Origin of the sequence: Halosimplex aquaticum (assembly GCF_028747785.1) — an archaeon.
GTDB classification, from domain to species: domain Archaea; phylum Halobacteriota; class Halobacteria; order Halobacteriales; family Haloarculaceae; genus Halosimplex; species Halosimplex aquaticum.
Map to the genome: position 1 here is coordinate 3,916,950 of NZ_CP118158.1, position 23,673 is coordinate 3,940,622.

The 23,673-nt window shown below is 70.9% G+C and carries 22 protein-coding genes and 1 pseudogene; 2 read left to right on the forward strand and 21 right to left on the reverse strand.

Annotation, left to right across the window (positions count from 1 at the left end; all coding sequences use genetic code 11):
• Positions 1–2 precede the first annotated feature (2 nt).
• Positions 3–395 (reverse strand): succinate dehydrogenase, cytochrome b556 subunit, encoded by a 393-nt coding sequence (sdhC, locus tag PSC72_RS19320; RefSeq protein ID WP_274323057.1) that lies wholly within the window; start codon positions 393–395, stop codon positions 3–5.
• A 259-nt stretch (positions 396–654) separates the two neighbouring features.
• Positions 655–1,713, reverse strand: coding sequence for a succinylglutamate desuccinylase/aspartoacylase family protein (locus PSC72_RS19325; RefSeq protein WP_274323058.1), 1,059 nt, complete (start codon positions 1,711–1,713; stop codon positions 655–657).
• Positions 1,714–1,875: 162 nt separating this feature from the next.
• Here PSC72_RS19325 and PSC72_RS19330 point away from each other — a divergent pair, with 162 nt between their 5' ends.
• Positions 1,876–3,219, forward strand: a complete 1,344-nt coding sequence (locus PSC72_RS19330; protein WP_274323059.1) for a putative ATP-dependent zinc protease — start codon at positions 1,876–1,878, stop codon at positions 3,217–3,219.
• A gap of 30 nt (positions 3,220–3,249) precedes the next feature.
• Here the strand turns inward: PSC72_RS19330 and PSC72_RS19335 are convergent, their stop codons facing one another.
• The 5 genes and pseudogenes from PSC72_RS19335 to PSC72_RS19355 all read right to left on the reverse strand — a co-directional run bounded on the left by PSC72_RS19335 (position 3,250) and on the right by PSC72_RS19355 (position 8,107).
• Positions 3,250–3,549 carry a hypothetical protein gene (locus PSC72_RS19335; RefSeq protein WP_274323060.1) on the reverse strand — a complete coding sequence of 100 codons (300 nt, stop codon included), beginning with the start codon at positions 3,547–3,549 and terminating at the stop codon, positions 3,250–3,252.
• Between the two features lie 73 nt (positions 3,550–3,622).
• Positions 3,623–4,633 carry a transcription initiation factor IIB gene (locus PSC72_RS19340; RefSeq protein WP_274323061.1) on the reverse strand — a complete coding sequence of 337 codons (1,011 nt, stop codon included), beginning with the start codon at positions 4,631–4,633 and terminating at the stop codon, positions 3,623–3,625.
• A gap of 192 nt (positions 4,634–4,825) precedes the next feature.
• Positions 4,826–5,428: a DNA-3-methyladenine glycosylase family protein gene (locus PSC72_RS19345; protein WP_274323062.1), complete on the reverse strand. Its 603-nt coding sequence runs from the start codon at positions 5,426–5,428 to the stop codon at positions 4,826–4,828.
• A gap of 330 nt (positions 5,429–5,758) precedes the next feature.
• Positions 5,759–6,271 (reverse strand): annotated as a pseudogene (gene cysE / locus PSC72_RS19350) (serine O-acetyltransferase); the annotation flags it as partial.
• Positions 6,272–6,949: 678 nt separating this feature from the next.
• Entirely contained in the window at positions 6,950–8,107 is a 1,158-nt protein-coding gene (locus tag PSC72_RS19355; RefSeq protein WP_274323063.1) for an acyl-CoA dehydrogenase family protein, read from the reverse strand.
• Between the two features lie 114 nt (positions 8,108–8,221).
• Here PSC72_RS19355 and PSC72_RS19360 point away from each other — a divergent pair, with 114 nt between their 5' ends.
• Positions 8,222–10,186 (forward strand): 3-hydroxyacyl-CoA dehydrogenase/enoyl-CoA hydratase family protein, encoded by a 1,965-nt coding sequence (locus PSC72_RS19360; RefSeq protein ID WP_274323064.1) that lies wholly within the window; start codon positions 8,222–8,224, stop codon positions 10,184–10,186.
• A 35-nt stretch (positions 10,187–10,221) separates the two neighbouring features.
• Here PSC72_RS19360 and PSC72_RS19365 read toward each other — a convergent pair whose 3' ends face one another.
• From PSC72_RS19365 to PSC72_RS19430, 14 genes are all read right to left on the reverse strand, one after another.
• Positions 10,222–11,637: a lipopolysaccharide biosynthesis protein gene (locus PSC72_RS19365; RefSeq protein ID WP_274323065.1), complete on the reverse strand. Its 1,416-nt coding sequence runs from the start codon at positions 11,635–11,637 to the stop codon at positions 10,222–10,224.
• Positions 11,638–11,716: 79 nt separating this feature from the next.
• Positions 11,717–12,487 (reverse strand): cytochrome c oxidase subunit 3, encoded by a 771-nt coding sequence (locus tag PSC72_RS19370; RefSeq protein ID WP_274323066.1) that lies wholly within the window; start codon positions 12,485–12,487, stop codon positions 11,717–11,719.
• Positions 12,487–13,257: a cytochrome c oxidase subunit II gene (gene coxB, locus PSC72_RS19375; protein WP_274323067.1), complete on the reverse strand. Its 771-nt coding sequence runs from the start codon at positions 13,255–13,257 to the stop codon at positions 12,487–12,489. The genes PSC72_RS19370 and coxB overlap by 1 nt, the downstream gene beginning before the upstream one ends.
• An 85-nt stretch (positions 13,258–13,342) precedes the next feature.
• Complete coding sequence (locus PSC72_RS19380; protein WP_274323068.1) at positions 13,343–14,299, reverse strand: transcription initiation factor IIB; 957 nt, start codon at positions 14,297–14,299, stop codon at positions 13,343–13,345.
• 53 nt (positions 14,300–14,352) lie between these two features.
• Positions 14,353–14,667, reverse strand: a complete 315-nt coding sequence (locus tag PSC72_RS19385) for a hypothetical protein (RefSeq protein WP_274323069.1) — start codon at positions 14,665–14,667, stop codon at positions 14,353–14,355.
• On the reverse strand, positions 14,664–15,755 hold the full coding sequence (locus tag PSC72_RS19390) for a hypothetical protein (RefSeq protein WP_274323070.1): 1,092 nt from the start codon (positions 15,753–15,755) through the stop codon (positions 14,664–14,666). Before PSC72_RS19390 ends, PSC72_RS19385 begins: the two co-directional genes overlap by 4 nt.
• A 105-nt stretch (positions 15,756–15,860) precedes the next feature.
• A complete protein-coding gene (locus PSC72_RS19395) occupies positions 15,861–16,208 on the reverse strand; it encodes a hypothetical protein (protein WP_274323071.1) in 348 nt (115 codons plus the stop codon).
• Positions 16,208–16,630 (reverse strand): PadR family transcriptional regulator, encoded by a 423-nt coding sequence (locus PSC72_RS19400; protein ID WP_274323072.1) that lies wholly within the window; start codon positions 16,628–16,630, stop codon positions 16,208–16,210. The genes PSC72_RS19395 and PSC72_RS19400 overlap by 1 nt, the downstream gene beginning before the upstream one ends.
• A gap of 74 nt (positions 16,631–16,704) precedes the next feature.
• The gene (locus tag PSC72_RS19405) at positions 16,705–18,267 is read right to left on the reverse strand and encodes a cytochrome c oxidase subunit I (protein ID WP_274323073.1); all 1,563 of its coding nucleotides are present in this window, start codon (positions 18,265–18,267) and stop codon (positions 16,705–16,707) included.
• Positions 18,264–19,598 carry a hypothetical protein gene (locus PSC72_RS19410; protein WP_274323074.1) on the reverse strand — a complete coding sequence of 445 codons (1,335 nt, stop codon included), beginning with the start codon at positions 19,596–19,598 and terminating at the stop codon, positions 18,264–18,266. Before PSC72_RS19410 ends, PSC72_RS19405 begins: the two co-directional genes overlap by 4 nt.
• Positions 19,595–21,166 (reverse strand): permease, encoded by a 1,572-nt coding sequence (locus tag PSC72_RS19415; protein WP_274323075.1) that lies wholly within the window; start codon positions 21,164–21,166, stop codon positions 19,595–19,597. The genes PSC72_RS19410 and PSC72_RS19415 overlap by 4 nt, the downstream gene beginning before the upstream one ends.
• A gap of 285 nt (positions 21,167–21,451) precedes the next feature.
• Positions 21,452–21,664, reverse strand: a complete 213-nt coding sequence (locus PSC72_RS19420) for a heavy-metal-associated domain-containing protein (RefSeq protein WP_274323076.1) — start codon at positions 21,662–21,664, stop codon at positions 21,452–21,454.
• Positions 21,665–21,727: 63 nt separating this feature from the next.
• A complete protein-coding gene (locus PSC72_RS19425) occupies positions 21,728–22,720 on the reverse strand; it encodes a hypothetical protein (RefSeq protein WP_274323077.1) in 993 nt (330 codons plus the stop codon).
• A 1-nt stretch (position 22,721) separates the two neighbouring features.
• Complete coding sequence (locus tag PSC72_RS19430; RefSeq protein ID WP_274323078.1) at positions 22,722–23,525, reverse strand: DUF2182 domain-containing protein; 804 nt, start codon at positions 23,523–23,525, stop codon at positions 22,722–22,724.
• Positions 23,526–23,673: the final 148 nt, after the last annotated feature.

The window sequence follows — 23,673 nt, forward strand, 5'->3', positions numbered from 1 at the left end:
GGTCACACCCCCGCGAGGAACGTCGGCACGCTCGCGACGACGATGGCGGCCGTCACGACGAGCGACGCGTAGAAGCTCTTGTCCTGGTTCTCCAGTCCGAACCCGAGGTCGACGAACAGCAGTCGCACGCCGTTGAGGATGTGGAAGACGGCCACCGACAGCAGGCCGACCTCCAGGACGCGGACGACGAGCAGTTCCTCGAGTCCCTGGAGCGTGTTCGTGTACACGGTCGGGTCGTTGGCGGTCGCCGTGCTCAACACGGCAATGTGCGTAAAGAGATAGCCGACGAGCACCCAGCCGGTGAACTTGTGGAAGATCCAGGCCCACATGCCCGGCTGGAACTCCTGCCACCGGCCGAAGTCCTCGACCGCCCCGCGGTCGTACGTCTCGCTCATACACCGGGCGCAAAGGCGGCGGGGGGTATAGTAGTTTCTACACCGACCCGTTTCGGCCGCCGAACACGTTCAGAGGCGTCCACGATTGGCCGATTTCGGTCGGTATTTCCCGATTTTCCGGGATCGATCGCGGCCGTCGTGAAATCGCGTTGTCACAGCCGGTCGGAACGTGGTGAGCACGCGGCAGGCGCGAACCGCACCGCGGGCAGACGCGGAACGTCCGCGGTGCTGCCACGGGCGGCCTGGCGACGCACGTCGGTCACTCCGCGGCGGTCACGTCGTCGTGCGAGTCTCGGCGTTCGGCGGTCGCCCCGACGCCGCCGTTGCGCTCGATGGCTTCGAGGGTCTTGTCGTCGAGTTTGACGAGGTGACAGAGCGGGTTACCCGGGTAGACCACCGGGTTCTCCAGCACGCCGACGAGGAGGCCGGTGAACGGCGCCTCGACGCGCACCGAGTCGGTCTTGAAGGGGTTGGCGATGGTGCAGATGGTCTCGCCCTCGCGGACGACGCCGCCGCGTTCCTCGTGCATGTCGACGAGGCCGCCGGCGTCGGCCCGGAGCCAGGTCTTCTCGCCGGAGCCCTCGATGACGGTTCGCCAGCCGGGCCAGCGGACGCGCTCGGTGGGCAGGAGGCCGAACTCCGCGAGGACGCTCTCGGCCCCGACGAGGGCGCGGTCGATGAGCGACCGCTGGAAGCGGTGTGCCTCGCCCATCTCGACGGTGATCGTCGGGGTGTCGCGCTCGCTGGCCTCGCGGCGGAGCGTCCCCTCGGACCCCTCGTTGTCGATGATGACGTTCGAGGCGAACGCCCGCGCCACGCGCTCGACGGCCGGGTCCTCCATGTCGGCGCGGACGTGGAGCATGTTCGTCCGCCCGCGGGTGGAGGTGTGGAAGTCGATGCCCAGGTCGCAGGGCCTGACGAAGTTGTCGAAGATCCGCTGGGCCATCCGCTTGGCGCTGGTCGACCCCTTCTTGCCGGGGAACGACCGGTTGAGGTCGCGGTCGTAGACCGGGAGGTACCGCTCCTGGGCGATGAATCCGGGGACGTTCAGCACGGGGAGACAGATGAGCGTCCCGCGGAGGTCGTCGAGGTTCCACTCGTGGGCGACCTCGCGGACGACTTCGACCCCGTTGAGTTCGTCGCCGTGGGAGGCGGCGCTGAGAAACGCCGTCGGTCCGGGAGCGTCGCCGTTGACGATCGTGACGGGGATCTTGACGGGATCGCCGAGATACGTCTCGCTGACGGAGTACCGCACGTTGGCCGTCGCACCCGGGTCAACGCGACCGCCGTCGTAGGTGAACGGCTCGGCCTCGTCCATACCTGCCACTACGGCCGGGGGTTGAAACGTGTGGCGACCCCGTTCGCCGAACTGATAGCGGGGTGAGGGCGACGCCGTTCTCGTCGGCTGACCGTCAGATCGGGGCCGTGACGCCCGGAGGGCGACCGTCAGTTCTTTCGGCCGCGGTCGAGTGGTTTCGGCATGGCGACTTCTGACTCCGTCTCGGTGGGGGTGTTGAGTCTCCACAACAGCAAGGAGACCAAGTCGATCCTGAACGCCGTCGAGGACCTGGGCCACGATCCCGAGTGGCTCCGCCGCGAGAACACGACGCTCAGGATCGAGGACTCCGAGCCGACGCTCGAACCCGCGGTGGACGTGATCGCGAACCGACTCCTGCTCTCGAAGTCGACCGAGCCCTGCGAGGAGATGGGGCTGGCGAACACGCTCGAACAGCTCTGTCCGATGCTCAACGAGCCCGCGAAGACGCTCACGTCGATGCACAAGGTGGCCTCGGCCGTCGCGCTCTCTGACGCCGACGTGCGGGTGCCGGACGCGCTGCTGGCGCTCTCCTCGGAGCGGCTCAACTTCGAGCGCGAGTCCTTCGGCGAGGAGGCGGTCTACAAGACGGCCATCGGGACCAACGGCGGCGGCACGTGGAAGGTCGACGCGACCGAGCGCGTCAACGCCCGCGTCGGCAACCGCTACGCGTTCCTCCAGAAGCTCCTGGAGCGGGGCGACGTGCCGACCCGCGACCTGCGCGTCTACGTCGTCGACGGCGAGGTCGTCGGATCGATGTTCCGCTACGCGCCCGAGAACGAGTGGCGGACCAACGTCGCGCTCGGCGGCCGCGTCGAGGACGCCACCGGCGACGTGCCAGACGAGGTCGTCGCGACCGCGAAGACGGCCGTCGAGGCTGTCGGGCTCGACTACGCCGGCGTCGACCTCATGGAGGGCGACGACGGCTGGTACGTCCTCGAAGTGAACCCGACGGCCGGGTTCAAGGGCCTCTACGAGGCCACGGGGACCAGCCCGGCGCCCTACATCGCGAAGGTCGCGATCGAACGCGTCGGCGGCGAGGTGGACGACGAGCGCGTCGAAGAGCTCGCGGGATTCCTCGACGATTCGGTGCCAGCGTGCAAGCCGCCGGCGGTCTCCTCGGGCTCGGCCGATCCGCTCGTCATCGGCTACACCGAGGAGGTACTCATCAGCGGGACGAAGGGCTCGGAGTCGGTAGTCGCGAAGTCCGACACCGGCGCCACCCGGACGAGCATCGACACGCAACTCGCCGCGAACATCGGCGCCGGCCCGATCAAGTCCATCACGAAGGTCCGCTCGGGGTCCTCGAAGAGTTCGAAGAGCCGGCCGCTCGTGGACGTGGTCGTCGGCGTCGGCGGCACCCGCCACACCGTCACCGCCAGCGTCGAGGACCGCAGCCACATGAACTACCCCGTCATCCTCGGCCGCGACATCCTCGGCGACTACCAGGTCGACGTGAGCCGCAAGGCCGACCGGGAGTCCGACTCCGAGATCGAATCCGAGGAATAGACCCGCGTGTGCTCGCCGGCGTTCGCGGCCTCACTCGGCGTCCGCGATGCGATCGGCGAGCGTCTTCGCCCGCTCGACGTGTTCGTCGGCCGCGGCGTCGCCCGTCTCCTCGACGTGGTCGAGCAGCGTCGCGACGTGGCCGACGCGTTCCCGAACGACGGCTGTCGACCCCTCGGTCGCGGCCACGTCCGCGGCGTCGCCGGCGACCGCCTGGGCTTCGCCTATCCAGCGGCTCGCCTCGCGTTCGACCGGTCGCTCTTCGGTCGCTCGCAACTCGCCGTGGAGGCGGTCGACTCGCTCGGCCAGCGAGCCGTCGGTATCGTCCGTCACGGAGAAAGAGACGGGCTCGGTCCCCTTCGGTCTGGGGATTCGGGCGGCGTCGTCATCGGTTCCGACCGGGCCCTCAGGCCATCGTCGGCTGCTCGGACGCTTCCAGCAGCTCCTGGTAGCGATTGCGGATGGTCACCTCGGAGATGTCGGCGACCTCGCTGACTTCGGCCTGCGTGATCTTCTCGTTGCACAGCAGCGGTGCGGCGTACACCGCGGCGGCCGCGAGACCGACAGGGCTCTTGCCGACGTGGACCTGCTGGTCCTTCGCGGTGTCGAGCAGTTCGCGAGCGCGGCGCTCGGCCTCGTCGGAGAGGTCGAGGTCCGAGGCGAACCGGCCGACGTAGCTCGCGGGGTCGGCCGGTTCGATCTCCAGGCCGAGTTCGCGGACGATGTAGCGGTAGGTCCGCTGGAACTCCATCTCGTCGATCCGGCTGACGGCGACGATCTCGTCGATGCTGCGCGGGGTGCTGGCCATTCGAGCGGCGCCGTAGACCGCGCTGGAGGCGACGCCCTCGATGGAGCGGCCGGGCAGCAGGTCCTCGTCGAGCGCGCGGCGGTAGATGACCGACGCGGTCTCGCGGACGTTCTCGGGCAGGCCGAGCGCGCTCCCCATGCGTTCGATCTCGCCGAGCGCTTGTTTGAGGTTGCGCTCTTTCGAGTCGCGGGTGCGGAAGCGCTCGTTCCACGTGCGCAGGCGTTGCATCTTCTGGCGCTGGTTCGAGTTCAGCGAGTTGCCGTAGGCGTCCTCGTTCTGCCAGCCGATGTTGGTCGAGAGGCCCTTGTCGTGCATCATGTTCGTCGTCGGCGCACCGACGCGGGACTTGTCGTCTTTCTCCGAGGAGTTGAACGCCCGCCACTCGGGGCCGGGGTCGATCTCGTCCTCGTCGACGACGAGGCCGCAGTCCTCGCAGACCGTCTCGCCGCGGGTGTCGTCGCTGACGAGCGAGCCGGCGCACTCCGGGCAGACTCGCTCGTCGGTCGATTCCGTCTGCTGGCGTTCCGATTGGGCCTCCGTCTCGGTTCGCGTCTCCGGGGCCGATACGCGAGTCTCCGCCTCGCCGGTTGTGGTGCGCGTGTCTGTCATGGTGAGTCACCTGCGTGGAGGGCAGGATGCGCGGGCGGTGGCTACCGGCGGGGGAAAACCGAAAAATCCGGTGACCGCCCCTGCTAACCCATTGTAAGGGCGAAAGGTACTTAAATGTTTCGCGGCCCTTTAAGTGAAGATGCGCGAGGGACGACGCGGTAAGCGCGGTTCGCCGCCGGATCCGCTTCTCGCTCAGGCCTGCCCGACTTCGGTCTCGCCGCCCTCGTAGTGGTTCCAGATGTACAGCGACGCGTACGAGCGGTAGGGGCGCCAGCGCTCGGCGGCGTCGACCATCTCGGCGCGCGTCATCTCGGCGTCGAACAACAGGTCCATCCCCTTGCGGATGCCCAGGTCGCCGACCGGGAAGACGTCCTCGCGTCCGAGTCCGAACAGCAGGAACATGTCCGCTGTCCACGGGCCGACGCCGTGGATCTCAGTCAGTTCGGCCTTGACCGCGTCGTCGCTCATCTCGGCGAAGGTCTGCCGGTCCCAGCCGTGGTCGACGAACGCCTGCGCCGCGGTCTTGACGTACTCGGCTTTCGCCTGGGAGAGCCCCGCGTCGAGGAGCACCTCGCGGTCGGCGGCGAGTATCCCCTCGGGCGTGACCTCGACGGCCTCGAACAGCCGCTCGCGGATCGCCGCCGCAGAGGCCATCGACACCTGCTGGCGGATCAGGGAGATCACCAGCCGCTCGTAGAGGTCCTCGGCCGGTTCGAGTTCGAGCGGTCCGTGTTCGGCCACGACCGGACCGAGTATCTCGTCGGCCGCGAGCGCCTCGATGGGGTCCGCTGTCATCGCCAGGGGTTCGGTGCCGGCCGGGCAAGGCCGTTTCGGACCGCATCGCTCCGCGTCGAGGTATCCGCTCGCGTCGAACTTCCCGTCCGCGTCGGACGTGCCCCGTCCGCGTCGCTCACGGACGCGTCCACGGTGGAGAAGAGTCGTCCCTCAGTCGGCGTGGCCGGCCGTCCCGCAGCACGCCGGCGGGTCAGCGGGCGTCGTTTCGTCGGCGTCGCCGTCGGTGACCGACTCGTCGTCGATCGCTTCGGCATCCCGCCCCGACTCGGCACCGTCGTCGCCGACCTCCACGTCGTCCGCAATCGGTTCGCGCTCGGCCGCTTCTTCGTCGCCGTCCCGCTCGACCACTTTTGCCGGGTTCCCGACGACCGTCGCGCCGGCCGGCACGTCCTCGACGACGACCGCGCCCGCGCCGACGGTCGCGCCGTCGCCGATGGTGATGTCGCCCACGAGCGTCGACTGCGCGCCAAGCGTCACACCGTCGCCGACCGTCGGGTGGCGCTTGACCGGCCGCGGGTCGTCCCCGCCCAGCGTCACGCCGTGGTACATCGCCACGTCGTCTCCCACCTCGGCCGTCTCGCCGATGACGACGCCCATCCCGTGGTCGACGAAGACCCGCCGCCCGAGTTCGGCCCCGGGGTGGATCTCCACGCCGGTGAAAAAGCGGGCTACCTGGGAGACGAGTCGCGCGGTGAAGTGGAACTCGTGCGTCCAGAGCCAGTGAGCCAGCCGGTAGGCCCAGACGGCGTGCAGTCCGGCGTAGAGGAACACCTCGGTGGTACTCTTGGCGGCGGGGTCGGTCTCGCGGGCTGTGCGTACGTCCTCGCGGAGTCTGTCGAACATGATGTGTCGGTGTGTGGATCGGTGAATCGAGCGGGCGATGCGAACGAGAAAGAGCGGGCGCTCAACAACAGCGACGCCGAACAGTGTTCGGCTGGTCGGCACCCGTGCGACCGGACGAGCGCGAGCGCCCGTTGTGCATATCTCTCACTCGATTTCCCAGCGGCTTAAATCGTGCGACACTCCCCGGAACCGTACGGTCTATCGATTCCCGGTCACTTGTCACCGAGAGTCGCTCGCTCAGAGTTGCTTCGACCGCGCTCGACAGTGAGTGCTGGAGGGACGGAGCCTGCTCGCTAGCAGTCGGAACAGCAGTCGACAGCATGCGATGAAAGCCCTCGGCCCGCTCGGGACGCCGCGGCTCTCACGGTTCGCTTCGCTCACCGTTCGAGCGGCCGTGGCGCTCCCGTCGGTCGCGCCACGCGCTCGCTGCGCGCGCTCACTTCGTTCGCGTGCTTACTTCCCCGGGGCGCCGCCGACCGGGCCTCGCCCTTTCAGTCCGCCAGGACCGCAACGCACAGGACGGCAGACGCCCTCACGCCTCCCCAACCGACTGCGCTTCTCGCTCACGCCGTTCGCTGCGATGCTCATCCCTCGCACGACTACGTCGCGGCACGGAGGCCGCGACAGCGCGCGCCACAGCCGTTGACAGGCTGGTAAACGAAACGCCCGGTAACTGAATCAGGCGATGCCTTTGCCGAGCAGTTCGCGGGCGATGATGTTCTTCTGGATCTCCGTGGTGCCCTCGTAGATCTGGGTAATCTTGGCGTCGCGGTAGAACCGCTCGACGTCGAAGTCGTTGACGTAGCCGGCGCCGCCGTGGATCTGGACGGCCTCGTCCGCGGCCTCGACCGCGACGCGGGAGGCGTACTCCTTGGCCATGGAGGCGAGCTGGGTGAGCTGGTCGTCGGCGTGGTCGACGCTCCAGGCGGACTTGTACGTCAGCTGCCGCGCGGCCTCGGTCTTGGTGTGCATGTCCGCGAGCTTGTGCTGAATGGCCTGGAACTCGCTGATGGACTGGCCGAACTGCTCGCGCTCCTGGGCGTAGTCGAGGGCGCGCTCGGCGGCGCCGCGGGCGATGCCGACGCCCTGAGCAGCGACGGCGGTACGGGTCTCGTCGAAGAACTGCATCAGCTGGAGGAACCCGGCGCCGCGAGTACCGACGAGGTTCTCCTCGGGGACGCGCACGTCGTCGAACAGCAGTTCCGCGGTGTCCGAGGCACGGATACCGAGCTTGCCGGTGATCTTCTCGGCCTCGAAGCCGTCCCGGTCCGACTCGACGATGATCTGTGAGAAGCCGTTGTACCGGCCGTCGGCGTCCGGGTCGGTCTTGCAGAGGACGACGAAGAAGTCGCCGACCGACCCGTTCGTGATCCACATCTTGTTGCCGTTGATCACCCACTCGTCCCCGTCCTTCTCGGCCGTCGTGGAGACCGACGACACGTCAGAGCCCACGTCGGGTTCGCTGATGGCCGAGCCCATGATGGCCTCGCCCTCGGCGACCGGCCGGAGGTACTCCTCTTTCTGCTCCTCGGTGCCGAACTCGACGAGCGCGTCGGCGCCGAAGGCGGCCGAGGAGATGGAGAGGCCGATACCCGGGTCGGCGGCGAACAGCTCCTCGACGATGACGATGTTCGTCAGGTAGTCGTAGCCGACGCCCCCGTATTCGAGGGGGATGTTCGACCCGACCAGCCCCAGTTCCGCGGCCCGCTCGACCAGGTCGTGGGGGAACTTCTCTTCGGTATCGTACTCCGTCGCGACCGGCACGATCTCGTTCTCGGCGAAGCGGCGGACCTCGTCACGGACCTGTTTCTGCTCGTCTGAGAGCGCGAAGTCCATGTGTCAATTGTCACCCGTTAGCATACATAACGCTTCGTAATCAACTATCAACTCGTCAACCGTTTCCTCACGAGAGAAACCTTGAAACGGCAGCCGAGAGACGATGCACACGCTATGAACTTCGAGGATATCGAACAGGTCGCGGTATTGGGTGCCGGCAACATGGGCCACGGCATCGCCGAGGTCGCGGCCCTGGCGGGGTACGACGTGACGATGCGGGACATCAAAGAGGAGTTCGTCGAGGACGGCTACGAAAACATCGAGTGGTCGCTCGGCAAGCTCGCCGAGAACGGCCAGATCTCCGAGGAGGAGGCCGACGAGGTCCTGCATCGGATCGAACCGCTCGTCGACTTCGAGGCCGCCGTCGCCGAGGCCGACGTGGTCATCGAGGCCGTCCCCGAGCGGATGGACGTCAAGAAGGACGTCTACGCCGAACTGGAAGAGTACGCCCCCGACGAGGCCATCGTCGCGACGAACACGTCGAGCCTCTCGATCACCGAACTCTCGGAGGTGACCGAGCGGCCCGAGCAGTTCTGCGGGATGCACTTCTTCAACCCGCCCGTCCGGATGGCGCTGGTCGAGGTCATCCGCGGCGAGCACACCAGCGACGAGACGCTCGACGCCGTCGAGGAACTCGCCGAGGCCTTCGACAAGTCGCCCGTCCGCGTCCGCAAGGACTCGCCCGGCTTCATCGTGAACCGGGTGCTCGTCCCGCAGATGAACGAGGCGTGCTGGCTCGTCCACGACGACGTCGCAACCGTCGCCGAGGTCGACTCGACGACGAAGTTCGACATGGGCCTCCCGATGGGCGCGTTCGAACTCGGCGACCAGGTCGGCCACGACGTGACCCTGCACGTCCTCGAGTACCTCCACGAGGTCCTCGGCGACGCCTACGAGCCCTGCCCGCTCCTCGAAGAGACCGTCGAGTCCGAGAAGCTCGGCAAGAAGACCGGCGAGGGCTTCTACGACTACGAGAACGGCGGCGTCGACATCCCTGCCGACGCCGGCCGCGACGACGTGGAGGCGCGCCTGCTCGCCGTGATGGCCAACGAGGTCGGCAAGCTCGTCCAGGACGACGTCGCCCCCGTCGGCGACATCGACGAGGCGATGATGCTCGGCGCCGGCTACCCCGAGGGTCCCGGCAAACGCGCCGACGCATACGGCCTCGACGACCTGATCGAGACGCTCGAATCGGCCCGCGAGGAGACCGGTGCGGCCCGCTACGAGGTCTCCGACGGCCTCCGGAACGCCGCGGAGGAGGGCGGCTTCTACGGCGGCGCGGAGGAAGGCGAGACCGTCTCCTTCGAGCAGATCGAGGTCGAGGTCGACGGAGCGGTCGGCCACATCACGCTCGACCGCCCGGCGCGGATGAACACGATCACCGTCCAGATGATCGACGAGATCGACGCCGCGCTCGACCAGTTCGACGCGGACGACGATGTGCGCGCCGTCATCCTCGAAGGCGGCGGCGACCGGGCGTTCTCCGCCGGGTTCGACGCCGCGAGCGCGGCGCCCGGCAGCGGGCTCGAAGCCAGCGAGATGTCCCGCAAGGGCCAGCAGGTGTTCGGCCGCCTCGAAGAGGTCGGGATGCCGGTCGTCGCGGCCGTCGACGGCTACTGCCTCGGCGGCGGCATGGAACTGGCGACCGCCGCGGACATGCGCATCGCCAGCGAGGGCGCCCAGTTCGGCCAGCCCGAGCACAACCTCGGGCTCCTGCCTGGCTGGGGCGGTACCCAGCGACTGAAACACGTCGTCGGCGAGGGCCGCGCCAAGGAGATCATCTTCACCGCGCGCAACGACTACGACCCCGAGACGATGGCCGACTACGGCTTCGTCAACGAGGTCCTCGGCCCCGACGAGTTCGACGACCGCAAGTGGGAACTCGCCCGCGACCTGGCCGCCGGCCCGCCCATCGCCCAGAAGCTCACCAAGCGCGCGATGCTCGCCGGCCGCGACGACACCGACGCCGGTCTCGAGTACGAGGCCTCCGCCTTCGGTCACCTGTTCACGACCGACGACGTCTGGGAGGGCCTCGCCGCGTTCCAGCAGGACCGCGAGCCAGAGTTCGAAGGGAAGTAACGGCGTCCGCGCCGCGCATTTCTCTCGCTGTCTCGTCAGATCGGCGCGAGGTCGGCGACGACGCTGCGAGTCGCCGGCGACAGTAGGAGGACGCCGACGTAGACGGCCCCGCCGAGCGACGCCACGACGGCCAGCGAGAGCACCGAGGTCCGCGGGAGCAGCGGGGCGACGAGCGCGACGGTCGCGTACGTCACGACCCCGCCGACGGCCTGGAGGCCGAGTTCCCGCGGGACTGCCAGCGCGTCGACGTGCGTCCTGAGCACCAGCGCGCCGAGCGCCAGCCAGGCGGACTGTGCGGCGACGGTCGCGACGACGACGCCGACCGGCCCCGTGGCGAAGAAGGCCGCGACGCCGAGGAGCACGTCCAGGGCGAAACAGACGACCGACAGCCGGACGACGACGTCCGGGCGGTCGAGCCCCTTGAGCGCCGCGGCGACCGGCCGTGACTGGCTGACCAGCAACTGGTAGACGGCGAGGCCGACGAGGAACGGCGCTGCGCCCGCGTACGCCGGGCCGTACAGCGCCAGGACGACCCGTTCCGGGGCGGCGGCGACCGCGGCGAGCATCGGGACGGCGAGGACGGACGAGTGCGCGAGCGCGTCCCGGATCACGCCGGCGACGCGCTCGTCGCTCCGGTGGCGGTCGCTGACCTGCGCCATCACGCCGGCGGCGGTCGCGCCGACGACGAACAGCGCGGGCGAACTGAGGTCGCGGGCGACGGTGAACCGGCCGGTGACCGCCGAGGTCGCCAGCCAGCCGAGCAGGACGAGGTTGACGCGGTTCCACGTCTGCACGGTGGCCCGCTCGACGACGGCGTATCGCGCGTACCGCCAGAGCGATCGGAGCGTCGCTCGCTCGGGGATCGCCGGCCGGGCGACTGCACGCAACGGGTACTGGATGGCGAGCAGCGTCCCCCCGGTGAGACCGGCGGCCATGCCGGCCGCGCCGCCCAGGAGCGCGACCCCTCCGGCCTGCAGCAACACCGTCTGGACTCGATGGAGGAGGTCGTGGAACGTCTCGCGGTCGACGCGCCCGTCGGCGGTCATGACCACCTGTAGCGACTCGAAGGCGCCGAGCGACGCGAACAGCAGGGCGAACCACAGCCCGGCGTGGGAGACGCCGGTGAAGGCGACGAGCCAGTCGTCGGCGACCGCTCCGAGGATTCCGCCGGCGACGGCGGCGAGGATCGCCGTCAGGACGGTGGCGCCGACGGCCTCACCGGGCGGAACGGCGCCGCCGCTGATGCGTTTTTTCGCCGCCTCGCCGACGCCCGACACGGACCGGTTGCAGATCTCGGCGAGCGCATAGAGGAGGGCGTACGATCCGAAGGCGTCGGGGCCGAGCCGGCGCGCGAACAGGACGCTGCCGGCGAGCCCGACCGCGCCGATCGCCGCCTGGTACAGCGCCGCTCGCCCGACTTCCTGCCGGAGGTGGGTGGCGTTCTCGTCCATGGTATCGGCGTGTGCGTGTCCGCTGGCGCCCGACCGACCCGCGTGCTGTCGCGGCGACGTCGCCGCCGTCGACCGGGACTCACGGCCAGACGCGGACGCCGACGTACAGCGTCGCGACAAGCACCAGCCAGACGGCGTCGACGAAGTGCCAGTACCGGCCGACCGCCGCCGCGGCCTGTTCGCTCGCGGTTCCGCGGCGGCGGCCGACCGCGCGGAGCGCCGCCATCGCGCCGAGACCCCCCAGGACGTGCAGGCCGTGCAACCCGGTCAGCCCGTAGAACGCGGCGGCGTAGGCGCCGCTCGTCGGCGTGACGCCCGCCGCGTACAGCTCGTGGTACTCGCCGGCCTGGCCGACCAGGAAGAGGGCGCCCAGGCCGATGGTCACGGAGAGGTACCGATCGAATGCCCCGGTACCGTCTCGCCGGGCCGCCGCGCGCGCCTCGTGGAGCGTGGCGCTACTGGCGAGGAGCACCAGCGTCGCGGCCAGCGTGGCCGGCGGCCTGATCGGCGGGAGCGGCCGGAGCGACCACGGCCCCGCCCAGAGGAACAGGAACGCGGCGAACGCGCAGCCGAACGTCGCCGCCTCGGTGACGAGGAACGCCGCGACGGCGACGTCGAGCGAGCGAGAGCGGGTCGGCTCGCCCGCTCCGGACAGCGTCCACCGGCAGACCCAGCCGCCGACGCCGACCGCGAGCGATCCGACGGCGAGCGCGGCCGCGACCGCGACGCTCCAGGGCGGGACCGCGTCGCCAAGCACGGCGAGCGCCGCCGTGGCGTACAGTCCGGCGACGCCCAGGGCCGTCGGGACCGGCCAGACGCTGGCCGCCTCGGCCGTCCCGTCGCCGGTCATCAGCCGTTCGAGGAGCGCCCACGAACTGTTTCCGACGCCCGTGCGCGGCGCGTCCAGTTCTCGAACCCGTCAGGCGAGCGGACCTCGGCGGTCGCGGTCATCTGCGAGTGGCCGACGCCGCAGAACTCGGTACACTGGACGCGGTACTCGCCGGTGCTCGTCGGCGTCGTCCGGACGTACGTGTACTGCCCGGGGAAGACGTCCTGTTTGAGCCCCAGCCCCGGGACGGAAAAGGAGTGAACCACGTCCCGCGAAGTCAATCGGACAGTGACGGTCCGGTTCGTCGGCAGGACGAGCCTGTCGCTGGTGACGTTGGCCGCCGGGTATCGAAACGTCCAGTCCCACTGCGCTGCGGTCGCGTGGACCACGACGACGCCGTCGTCGCCGGCGGCGCCCTCGCCGACCGCCGGCCCGACGGCGGCCGTCTGGAGCATCGCCTGGTAGGAGAGGACGCCGACGAGGACGAACAGCGCCCCGACCGCGACGGTCCAGCCGACTTCGAGCCACCGCCGCTCGGTGACCGGGGCGGCCGGCCCGTCGCCGGTGAACCTGACGACCGCGTAGGCCAGGGCGCCCTCGAAGAGGATCGCGGCGGGGAGCCCGACCGCCAGCAGCGTCCGGTGGAGCGACCGGCGGAGCGCCTCCGTCGTCGAGTCGTAGGCGCCCCGCGTCGCCACGACCGCGAGGACGAGCCCCGACAGTCCGGCCGCGACGACCGTCGCGACCGCGATCGTTCGGGCCAGCCGATCGGCGTCGAGAGCGCCTCTCATCTGTCGATGTCGTCGCGTCCGCTCGTCGCCGGTCGATCCGGTCGCGGTCCGGCCCGGCGGGAAGTCAGGCAGTTCGGGTCGAGCGTCACGCGTCGGCGCGCCACTCGTCGAGCATCGCCGAGTAGTGGTCGCGGATCGTGACGGCGCAGACGTCCGCGGCGTCGCTGATCTCGAGCTGGGTCAGCCCGGCCTCCTCGATGAGGCTCGCGGCGTACACCGCGGCGGCGGCCATTCCGGACGGGTGCTTGCCGACGTGGTAGTCGTCGCGTTTCGCCCGGTCCAGCAGGGACCGCGCCCGCCGCGTCACCGCGTCGCTCGCGTCGAGGTCCGAGGCGATGGACGCGACGTGGTCCGACGGGTCCGGCGGGCCGATCTCCAGCGAGAGCTCGCGGATCGTCTCGCGGTACGCGCGGACGAACGACCGCCGGTCGACCCGGCTCGCCTCGGCGACGGTGTCGATCGTCAGCGGGAGGCCCTCGCTGCGGGCGGCCGCGTAGAGCGCCGCGCTCGCCGCCGCTTCGAGCGACCTGCCGCGCTGGACGCCGGCCTCGTGGGCGCGTCTGAACAGCACGCTGGCGACCTCGCGGACCGAGTCCGACAGGCCCACGGCAGAGGCCATCCGCTCCAGTTCGGAGAGGCCGAACTGGAGCGACCGCTCGGCCCCGTTGCGCGCCAGACAGCGGGCGTTCCAGGTCCGCAACCGCCGGATCCGGCTCAGTTTGCGCTGGGAGAGCCGGTTCCCGTTCGCGTCGCGCTCGCCGCCGTCGATGACCGTCGTCAGGCCCCGGTCGTGGAACCGGGGCGACGTCGGCGACCCGACGCGGCCGACGTCGGAGTCGTCCCCCGGGTCGGTCCGCGCCCGGTTGCTGACGAGGACGGTCTCGTCGACGACCAGCCCGCAGTCCCGACAGACGACTTCCCCCCGCGGTTCGTCCGTGCGGGTCGGGCCCCGGCACTCGGGGCAGGCGTCGCCGGCGCTGGTCGGTTCGTGCGTCGATTCGACTCGCTCGCGGCTCGTCGTGGATAGCTTTGTGGGTGACATAGTGCGGAGATCGCGCTCTCGCGTCGGCGCAGCTCGCGCGGATAGCGGGCGGCTCAGGGACCGTGCGCCGCCTTGTGTTCCTTGTACAGCACGCCGGTGAACAGGGCGAACGGGATCAGGCCGACCACGGTCAGCAACAGGCCGACCACCAGCAGCCCCGGGACGGACACGTGGACGAGGAAGTACGTGAGGACGCTGACGCCGGTGGCGATGAACGAGACGACGCTGACGATCACGAGGCCGAAGCTCAGCTTTCTGAGCCGCCAGGGCAGGTTCTCGGACTTGCGGAGCATCTGGATGAGGACGGCGATCGGCGGGATCGTCAGCGCGACGAGTTGCAACAGCGCGAGCGCGACGTCCAGGCTCACGCGTCGTCCCCCCGTTCGATGGCCGTTCCGTCGGCGCCGACCGCCACCGACGGGGAGCCGAGCGCGACCGCCCGCAGTTGCGCGCTGACCGGCGTCGGCGTCGGTCGCCAGCCGTAGCTGCCGCGACGCCGCTCGAAGGCGCTGCCGTTGGCGCCGACGGCGACCGTCCGCTCGCCGTCGTCGTCGATGCCGAGCAGGGCTACGTCACCGGCCTGGACCGGCGTCCAGTTCTCGCAGACGCGGTCGTAGCGGTAGACGAGCCCGCCGTCCCCGGCGACCAGCACGCGGTCGCCGGAGGCCGTCACGTCGTGGAAGTTGACCTGCGCGTTCCTGATGCCGATCTCCCGCCACTCGGCGTCCTCCGGCCGCTCGTCGGCGGCGTCGTCGGCTCCGGCCTCCGCGTCGTTCGTTCCGTCGACGGCAGCGCCGTCGGTGTCGCCGTCAGCGCAGGGGTGGCCCTCGATCTCGTCCTCGGCCGACCGGTCCGGAGCGGTCGAGCGGGCCTCGCCGTCAGTCGCCGGATCGCCCGAGGGATCGTCACCGACGGACTCGACGGGCTTGGCGAACACGTTGCCGCTGGTGTCGATGGCGTACACCGTGTCGCCGCCGACGTCGAGGCCGGTGATCGTCGATCCGCTGCCCGGCTTGACGACGTCGCCGAAGCGCGGGCAGCCGTCGGGTCCGATCGTCGCCGCGAGGACCTCTCCGGACCCGTTCGCGACGAGGAGTCGCTCGCTACCGCGTTCGCCGGTGACGGCGATCGCTTCCCACGTGCTCGTCTTCCCTCCGGGGGCGCTGTAGTCGTGTTTGCGCCTGTTCGCCGTGTCGTACATGCCGAGCGCGCCGCTGGACCCCGCGAACCAGACGCGCTCGCCGTCGGCCGTCGCGTCGACCGACGTGAGCACGTTCCGCTTGGTCGCGGGACCGACCGGCACGACGATGTGCCACGTCCCGTCGCGCCGTCCGAGGACGACGCCGTCCGTGCCGACGGCGTACGGGCCGTCGGCGGTCTGTGCGACGTCGCGGAGGTTCAGGTCGAGCGGGGTCTCCGCTTCGGTCCAGTCGCTGTCGTCTTGTGAGTCTGTCATGGGTGTGAAGTTCCGTTTTGGATCCGTCTCGCTGTGCTTGCGCGCTGGTTGGGCGGCGCCGGGCTCGCGGTCCGCGGGGCGACGATCGAGCCGCCGACGGGACCGTCAACCGAGTCCGAGGGCGGCGAAGAAGGCGACCGTGAGGAGCCAGGAGACGCCGCCGAGCAGCAGTGCCGGCGGCCAGTCGCTCCCGCCCGCGTACTTCACGACGGCCGCCCAGGCGAGCGGGGAGGCGAACGGGCCGACAACCGGTATCCACCCGACCAGCAGGTCGACCAGACCGGCGACGAACACGCCCGTCACGGCGACGGTGACGGCGACCGGGAACGAGCCGACGCGGTCGAACCGCCCGGACCGTCCGGCCGCGTAGACCGCCGGCGCGACGAACAGCAGGGCTGCGACGAGCCCGCCGATCGCTCCCTCGACGGCAGCGGCGACGAGGTGGTGGAACATCACTGGAATCCCCCGTTCGTCGACTGCGACCGCGGACAGGCGCGCTCTCCCGAGAGACAGCAGATCGCCCACCGGAGATACGTCCGCATATCGGTTCTCGCCTCGTCGGTGAGGTGGTAGCTGTACGTCCGGCCGTCGATCGGGTGTTTCCGGAGGTAGCCCTCGTCGTGCAGGTGACGGAGGCTCCGGTACAGCGTCCCGTGGCTGGCCTCGCGCAGGTACTCCGCGTCCAGCACGGACTTGATGTCGCTCCCGCTCGGGTCCGTCTCGGCGAGGTCGGCGACGACGAACAGGAGGTCTCGCTGGAACCCGGTCAGCAGGATGAACGGCTGCAACCGGTCGTGGTCCAGCGCGTCGCAACTGTCCGGGCCGAAGATGTCTGAGAGCGGCGCGTCCGTTCCAGGGAAGTTATCATTGGACATAAATGTCAGCGGGAATCCCCGCTACGGTCGCGTCCGGGCATTGCACCCGGCGACGGCGTGGGTACCGAACGCGATCAGGGATCGCGGTCCGACCACCCCTCCCACGCTCGGCCGAACCGGTCGTCGCGCGCTCGCCGTCGGATCTCCGAGTCGGCGGCGCGGCCGAGCAGCACCGATCTGGTCACGTTCCACACCCACACTACCTGTCCGATTCCCATGAGATACGCGCCGAGCGTCGCGAACACCTGGAGTGGCGCCAGCGCCCCGGGGTAGGTCGCGCTCCGGCGCGGCAGCGCGAGCAGCCCGAGCGCGAGCAACAGCAGGAACGTCACCAGGGTTCCGACGGCGGTGAACCAGAAGTGCACCCGCGCGAGCCGCCGGTCGTAGCGCTTCCCGGTCGCCAGCGGGAACCAGTGGTACCCCGCCGCGAACAGCGCGAAGACGACCGTCCCGACGAGCACCAGGTGGAAGTGGCCGACGACGTAGTACGTCCCGTGGAACAGCCGGTCGACCGGGACGGCGGCGAGGAACACGCCCGTCACGCCGCCGAGGACGAAGTTGCCGAAGGCGCCCAGGCAGAACAGCATCGGCGGCGTCAGTTCGATGTCACCGCCCCACAGCGTCGCGAGCCAGTTGAACGCCTTGATCGCGCTCGGGGCGGCGATGGCGAGCGAGACGGCCATGAAACTCGCCTGCAACCGGGGGTCCATCCCGGTCGTGAACATGTGGTGGGCCCACACGCCGAAGCTCAGGACGCCGATGGCCAGCGTCGAGTAGACGACGGCGCGGAACCCGAACAGCCGCCGGCCGGCGTAGACGGGGAGCACGTGGCTGACGATTCCCAGCGCCGGGAGCGCGAGGATGTACACCTCGGGATGACCGAAGAACCAGAAGAGGTGCTGCCAACGGACCGGCCCGCCCGACGAGACGGCGAAAAACGCCGTGCCGACCGACCTGTCGAGGAGCAACATCACGAGCGCGCTTCCGAGCACGGGGAACGCGAAGATCACGAGGCCGGCGGTCGTCAGCATCGACCAGGTGAACGCGTCGACGCGGTCCCAGCCGACCTCCCGCTCGACGAGGATCGTCACGAGCAGGTTGATCGCACTCAGGACCGTGCTCACGCCGCTCAGGTGGAGCCCGATCAGGAGCACGTCGAGACTGGCGCCGGCGGCAGTGCGGGCCAGCGGGACGTACAGCGTCCACCCGACGGCGGGCGGCGCCAGATCCGGGACGCCGAGCAGGTGGCCGACGACGCCGGCGCGCGCGAGGAGTAACGCGGGCGGCAACAGCCAGAACGCGGTTGCGTTGAGCCGGGGGAACGCCAGGTCGTCGGCGCCGACCAGCGGCGGGACGACGACGTTCGCGAGCCCGAAGACGACCGGCGTGGCGAAGAAAAACAGCATCGTCAGCCCGTGAGTCGTGAAGAAAGCGTCGTAGGTCGTCGCCGACCACACCGCCTGTCCGGGCGTGAGGAGTTCCGTCCGGAGCGCCATCGCGTCGGCGGCGCCCCACAGCCCGGCGACCGCCCCGAACGCGAGGTAGAGCCGCCCCACGTCCGCGTGGTCGGTCGTCGTGAGCCAGTGACGCGCTCGGCTACCGATCGCCCGCACGCGGCCGTTCGTCCGGCGGGTCACAGCGCCCCGTCGGTCCGGCGGGCGTACCGCCAGAGCTCCCAGACGCCGACCGCGCCGACGGTCGTCGCCGCGCCGAACGCGACGGTCGGATCGAGCGTGTAGAGCACGCCGCCGACCAGCGGGCTCGGGGCGACCACGAGGGCGCGGGCGGTGCGGTACTGCTGGGGGTCGACGGCGGCGTCGCTGACGACGGCCTCGACCCGTTCGTCGCGGATCGCCGCGCCCGCACCGCGGACTCCGGCGACCGCGAACAGGGCGGCGACGACTCCCGCGACCGGCGGCAGACCGACGAACAGCAGGGGGAACGCGGCCGCGAGCGCGGCGACGCCGACGAGGCGGGCCGCACCGTCGCGGGGCGCGTCGACCCGGCGTGCCGCGGCAGACGCGGCGGTCGCGACGGCGAGTTCGGTGAGGACGAGCGCGCCGAACGTCGCGCTCGGGTTCAGCCGGACGCCGAAGAGCGTCGTCCGGAGCCCGAGGACGCTCGTCACGACGACGATGACGAACACGGACACCAGCGCGACCGAGACGTGGATCAGCGTCTCGCCCACGAGCAGCGACCGCGCGGCCCGCGGCACCGAGCGCACGGTCCGGACGAACGGCCGGACTCGCGGGACCGGCGGCTCCTCCGGAAGCGGCGGCGTGTCGACCGCGGTTTCGTCGTCGGCCGCGAAGAACCGCAGTGCCGAGACGACGATCCCGAGCGCGGCACCGAGCGCGAGCAGGGCCTGAAGCGCCGCGCCCAGCGTCCCGGCACCGACGATGAGACCAACCGCGAGTACGACGCCGACGCCGGCGGCGGCCGCTTCGCGCCAGTCGTCGGCCGCCGGGCCGACGGCGAACCCGTCGGGTCGCGGTTCGACGGGCGCCGTCTCGCCCGTGACCGCGGTGATCCCGAGCGGGACGAGACCGAGCAGGATCCACGCCCAGGCCGGGAGCCCCGACGCCGCCGCGAGCTCCGGCGCTACCAGCCAGACGAGGAGCCCGGTCGCGCCGAGGAGCGGCGCGGCGACCGACGGCTCGGGCGGCTCGGGCGCGCGGAGCGACGCGGCCATCGGGGCCAGCGCCATCGCGGCCGCGCCGAACAGGCCGATGACGAGCGCGGAGCCGCCGAGGATGCCGAGGTACTCGGGCAGGTAGCGGCTCGCCGCGTAGACGAGGCCGTCGAACCCGAGCGCCGCGACGAGCAGGCCCGGCGGCTCGCCGTCCCCGAGTCGGTTCCGGGCCCGCGCCGCGACCTCCTCGGCCGGCGAGTCGTCGACGGCCGCCGCGATCCGGTCGGCGACTGAGCCCTGGTCGGTGCTGTCGGTCGGTTCGGTCGTGTCTGTCATGATGTGGGGTCCGAGGAACGTTCGTCGGTGTCGGCGGCTGAATCGCCGTCGTCCGCCGTCTCCGCGGTCGAACCGGGAGCCGTCCCGCCGGTCTGGTCCGCGGTACTCGCGTCCGCGGCCGGTGCGGACCGACCGGTCTCCGCCGAATCGATCCGGTCGATCACGGCGCGGTTCGCCGCCGCGAGCGCCCGTTCGCCTCGTTTGCCGGCCGACGCGGCGGTCCCGACGGCCCGGACCGCTCTGTCCCGCCAGCGTCTCCGGTCGTCCGTCCGCTCGGAGCGGTGCTCGGCGACGGCGTCGACGGCGGTTCCGATGGCGGCCGCCACCACGGCGGCGCCGACGGCGAGGACGGCGCCCGTCAGGCGCACAGAGCGGCGGACGGACGAGTCGACGCGGTCCAGCGTCGCGGCCGTCCGCCGCCGGACGGCGTCGGTCCCGTACGTGACCGCGACCTGCACCGCGAACACCGGCGTCAGGAGGAGGTTCAGGGCGGTCGTGTAGCCCGACGGGACCGTGCCGCCGACCTCGCCGGCGGGCGGGACGAACCCGACGCCGGTCGCGACGTAGTGGACCGTCACGCCGGCGACGAGCGCGGCGACCGCCAGTGCCGCGGTCAGCGCGGCGGCCATCCGCGCGCCGTAGTACTGCCGGTAGATCCGGACGAGCGGCGGGATCAGCAGGTCGGCGTAGACGAACGAGAGCACCGCCCCGAAGGGCAGGCCGTTCTGCCAGAGGACGAGCGCGAAGGGGACGTTGCCGACCGAGCACATGAACGTCGCGACGCCGATGCCGATGGCGACCGCGGTCGCCAGCGTGACGCCGGCGAGGCCCGACCCGCCGGGGACCAGCGCGGTCCACCACGCGTCGGGGACGAACCCGCCGACGAGGCCCGCGATAACGAACCCGAGGGCCACGTCCCGCCAGACCATCTCCCAGTCTTTCATCGCGGCGCGGAAGGCGCTCTCCCAGCCGTCGCGGGTCGCCAGTCGGTCGCGCAGGCGGGCGTCGTCCGACCCGGTCTCGCGGGCCTCGAACACGCGGCGACAGCCGCCGCAGCAGAAGTGTTCGAGGCCGGTCGCCGTCTCCATCGAGACCGCGTCCTCGTCGGTCGGGTCGACGGTCACGTCGCAGGTGGGGCAGGCCGTCCGGTCGGTCGCGCGGACGTGCTCGCGGGCGCTCTCGACCCACTCGGCGGGGACGACGTGTCGGAACAGGAGCGCGAGGACGGCGACGGCGACGACGCCGCCGAGGTACTCGCCGACGACGAACTGCCAGCCGAGCAGCACCCAGATGACGAGGCCGAGTTCGACCACGAGGTCGGTGCTGGCGAACATGAACGCGCCGAGGGTGGCGACGCCGGAGCCGCCTTTCTTGAACAGCGTCTTCGTCGTGCCGACGGCGGAGTACGAACACGACGACGACGCCGCGCCGAGGAGCGCCCCGAGGCCGACCTCCCGCCAGCCGTCGCCACCGAGGGCGCCGGTCATCCGGTCCTCGCTGACGAACGCCTCGACGGCGCCCGAGAGCGTGAACCCGAGGACGAGCGCCCACCAGGTGTCCCAGGCCATCTCGGCGATCAACGCTGCCGCTCTGAGTGTGCTATCGAAGAGCCACATGAAGGGGTGAACGGAGGGTCGGGGCGGGCCCGACCGACGAAAACCGCGACCGGTCGCAGTTCGACGGCGGGTCGCGGACGGGGCCGGACCCGCGGTCGGTCTGTACCACGCGGAGGGGTCGCGTCAGCGACGGGGGTGCGCCAGCGTCGGACCGCATCAGCGCAGGGCCGCGTCAGCGGGCGGGACCGTCAGCAGGACCCGTCGGCGGTCCCGTCAGCGGGAATCCGTCGACGGGGGTCACTCGCCGGCGCCGGGGACGTCGAAACCGAGCCCGTCGATACACTCGCGCACCGCCGCGCGGTCTGACTCGGCGCACTCGACGGTGACGCAGCCGTCCTCGGCGTCAGCGGTGACCGACCGGACGCTCTCGAACGACGACACGGCCGAGCAGACCGTCTTCTCACAGCTCGGGCAGACCATACCGTCGACGTCGATGGTGAACTCGGGCATCGCACTGCGAGGTACCCCGGTCGCCCTTGTAAGGGGGCGAGACCGTCCCGCGCGCTGACCCGTTCAGCCGAACCGTTCGAGGATCGTCGCGCCCGCGCCGACGGCGACGTCCGCGTAGGAGTCGGTCGCCACCGCGCAGCCGTGCAGGGTGTTCGACGTGGGCGTCTCCGCTCGCTCCCACTGGTGGTTCGAGACCTCGTAGATCGCCCCGTCGACGCCGGCGGTCAGCGCGTTTCCGCCGCGCCGGTCGATGGCGTGGAGCGACCCGTCGGCGACGTCGGTGCGGAACCAGCTTTGCCCGTCGTACCGGTAGCTGGTCCCGTCGTCGGTCACGACCTCGACCTGGTCGGGTGCGACCGCGACGAGGTCGCGCAGGCTCGTCTCGACGCCGCGGATCCCGACGGTCTTCCACCCCGGCTCGTCGGGCTTCGTCGGATCGATGGGTCCGGTGTGGCCGTAGACGCCGCCGCCCGAGTCGGTGACGACCGTCGTCCGTCCGACGGCGTCGACGGCCGTCCCGCTCACGCCGCCGGTCGGCTTGGTCACCTCGCTCCAGCGGACGGTTCCCTCGCGGGCGCGACCGGCGAGCAACTCGCCGGAGCCGTTCAACAGCGCGATCCGCTCGGAACCCGCTCGCCCAGAGACGGCGACGTCCGTCCAGGTGCTCGTGTTCCCGGCGGGCCCCGAGAAGTCGATCATCTCGCCGCTGGCGGGGTCGTACGCGCCCGCGGCGCCGCCGGAGCCGGCGACCCAGAGCCGCCGGCCGTCGTCGGTCACGTCGACGCCGTACAGCCCGGTGGACTGGCCGGCCGGCCCGTCGGAGACGACCGTCTCCCACGTGTCGCTCCGCCGCGCGACGATGGCGCCGCTCTCGCCGACGGCGTGCGGGCCAGCGGTCGTGACGACCACGTCGCGGAGCGTGCCGTCGACCGGCGCCCCGACGTCGAGCCAGCCGTGTTTGACCGAGCGACCCCCGCAGCCGGCGAGCCCCGCCGCGAGCGCGCTCGCGCCACCGAGCAGGAACGCTCGCCGCGAAGAGAGATCCTTCGAAGGCATCTCAGGGAATCAGCCCCGGGAACAGGACGACTGCGATTCCGCCGACGCCGGCGGCGACGCCGACCGCCGTGGCGACCTCCCCGCGCCAGGGCGGGAGCCGCTCGGCCACCACGACGACGGTCAGCGCGAGCATGACGGCGGCGTTCATCGACCCGGAGACGACCAGGAGCGCGAACAGCGGCCAGGTGGCCCGCACGCACTGGAGGCCGTGTTCGAGCCCGCGGCGCGCCCCCTCCCGGACCGACAGGCCCGAGTCGTCCAGATCCGGGACCCGGCAGCAGTTCCGGAGGGAGGCGCGTTTCAGTTCCGTCTGCTGGTAGCCGGCGACGAACAGTCCGAGCGCCCCGACGAGTAGCGGCCCGTGCGCCGCCGCGAGTCCGCGGATGCTCACGAGGGTGTCGAGGGCCAGCGGGACGGTCCCCGTGGCCGTCCAGGCGAGGCTGTACGTCGCGAGCACGGCGACGATGCCGGCGTTCTCCGCGACTCCCGCGTCGTCGTGGCCGCGGACGTACTCCCGAACGAGCGGGAGCATCGACGGGTACATCATCGCCGACATCATCGTCCCCCACATCGCGAGGTACGCGATGACCCCGGCGGCACCGTTCGACGTGCCCATCGCCTCGGGGACGCCCGGAGCGGTCATCGGCCCCGGCATCGGCGGGTGGGGGAGCCGCCCGCCGAGGACGACCGCCCAGAGGGCGACCGTGACGAGCGTCACCCCGACCGCGGCGGGCGGGACGCGCTCCGGGAGGACGGCGTCGGTGAGTCTGTCTCGATACTGGCGTAGCTGTTTCTCTGCTGTCATGAGTGGTCGTGAACGGTTAGATCAGTCCAGTGGTGGATCGGTGGATCAAGTGGCGTGTCGGCCGGTTCGACGGGCCCTCGGCCTCGCCGCCGCTCAGCGGGGTGACGGCTCTCGGCCGTGTCACCGGAGCGCCCGCGCGAGCGAAAGC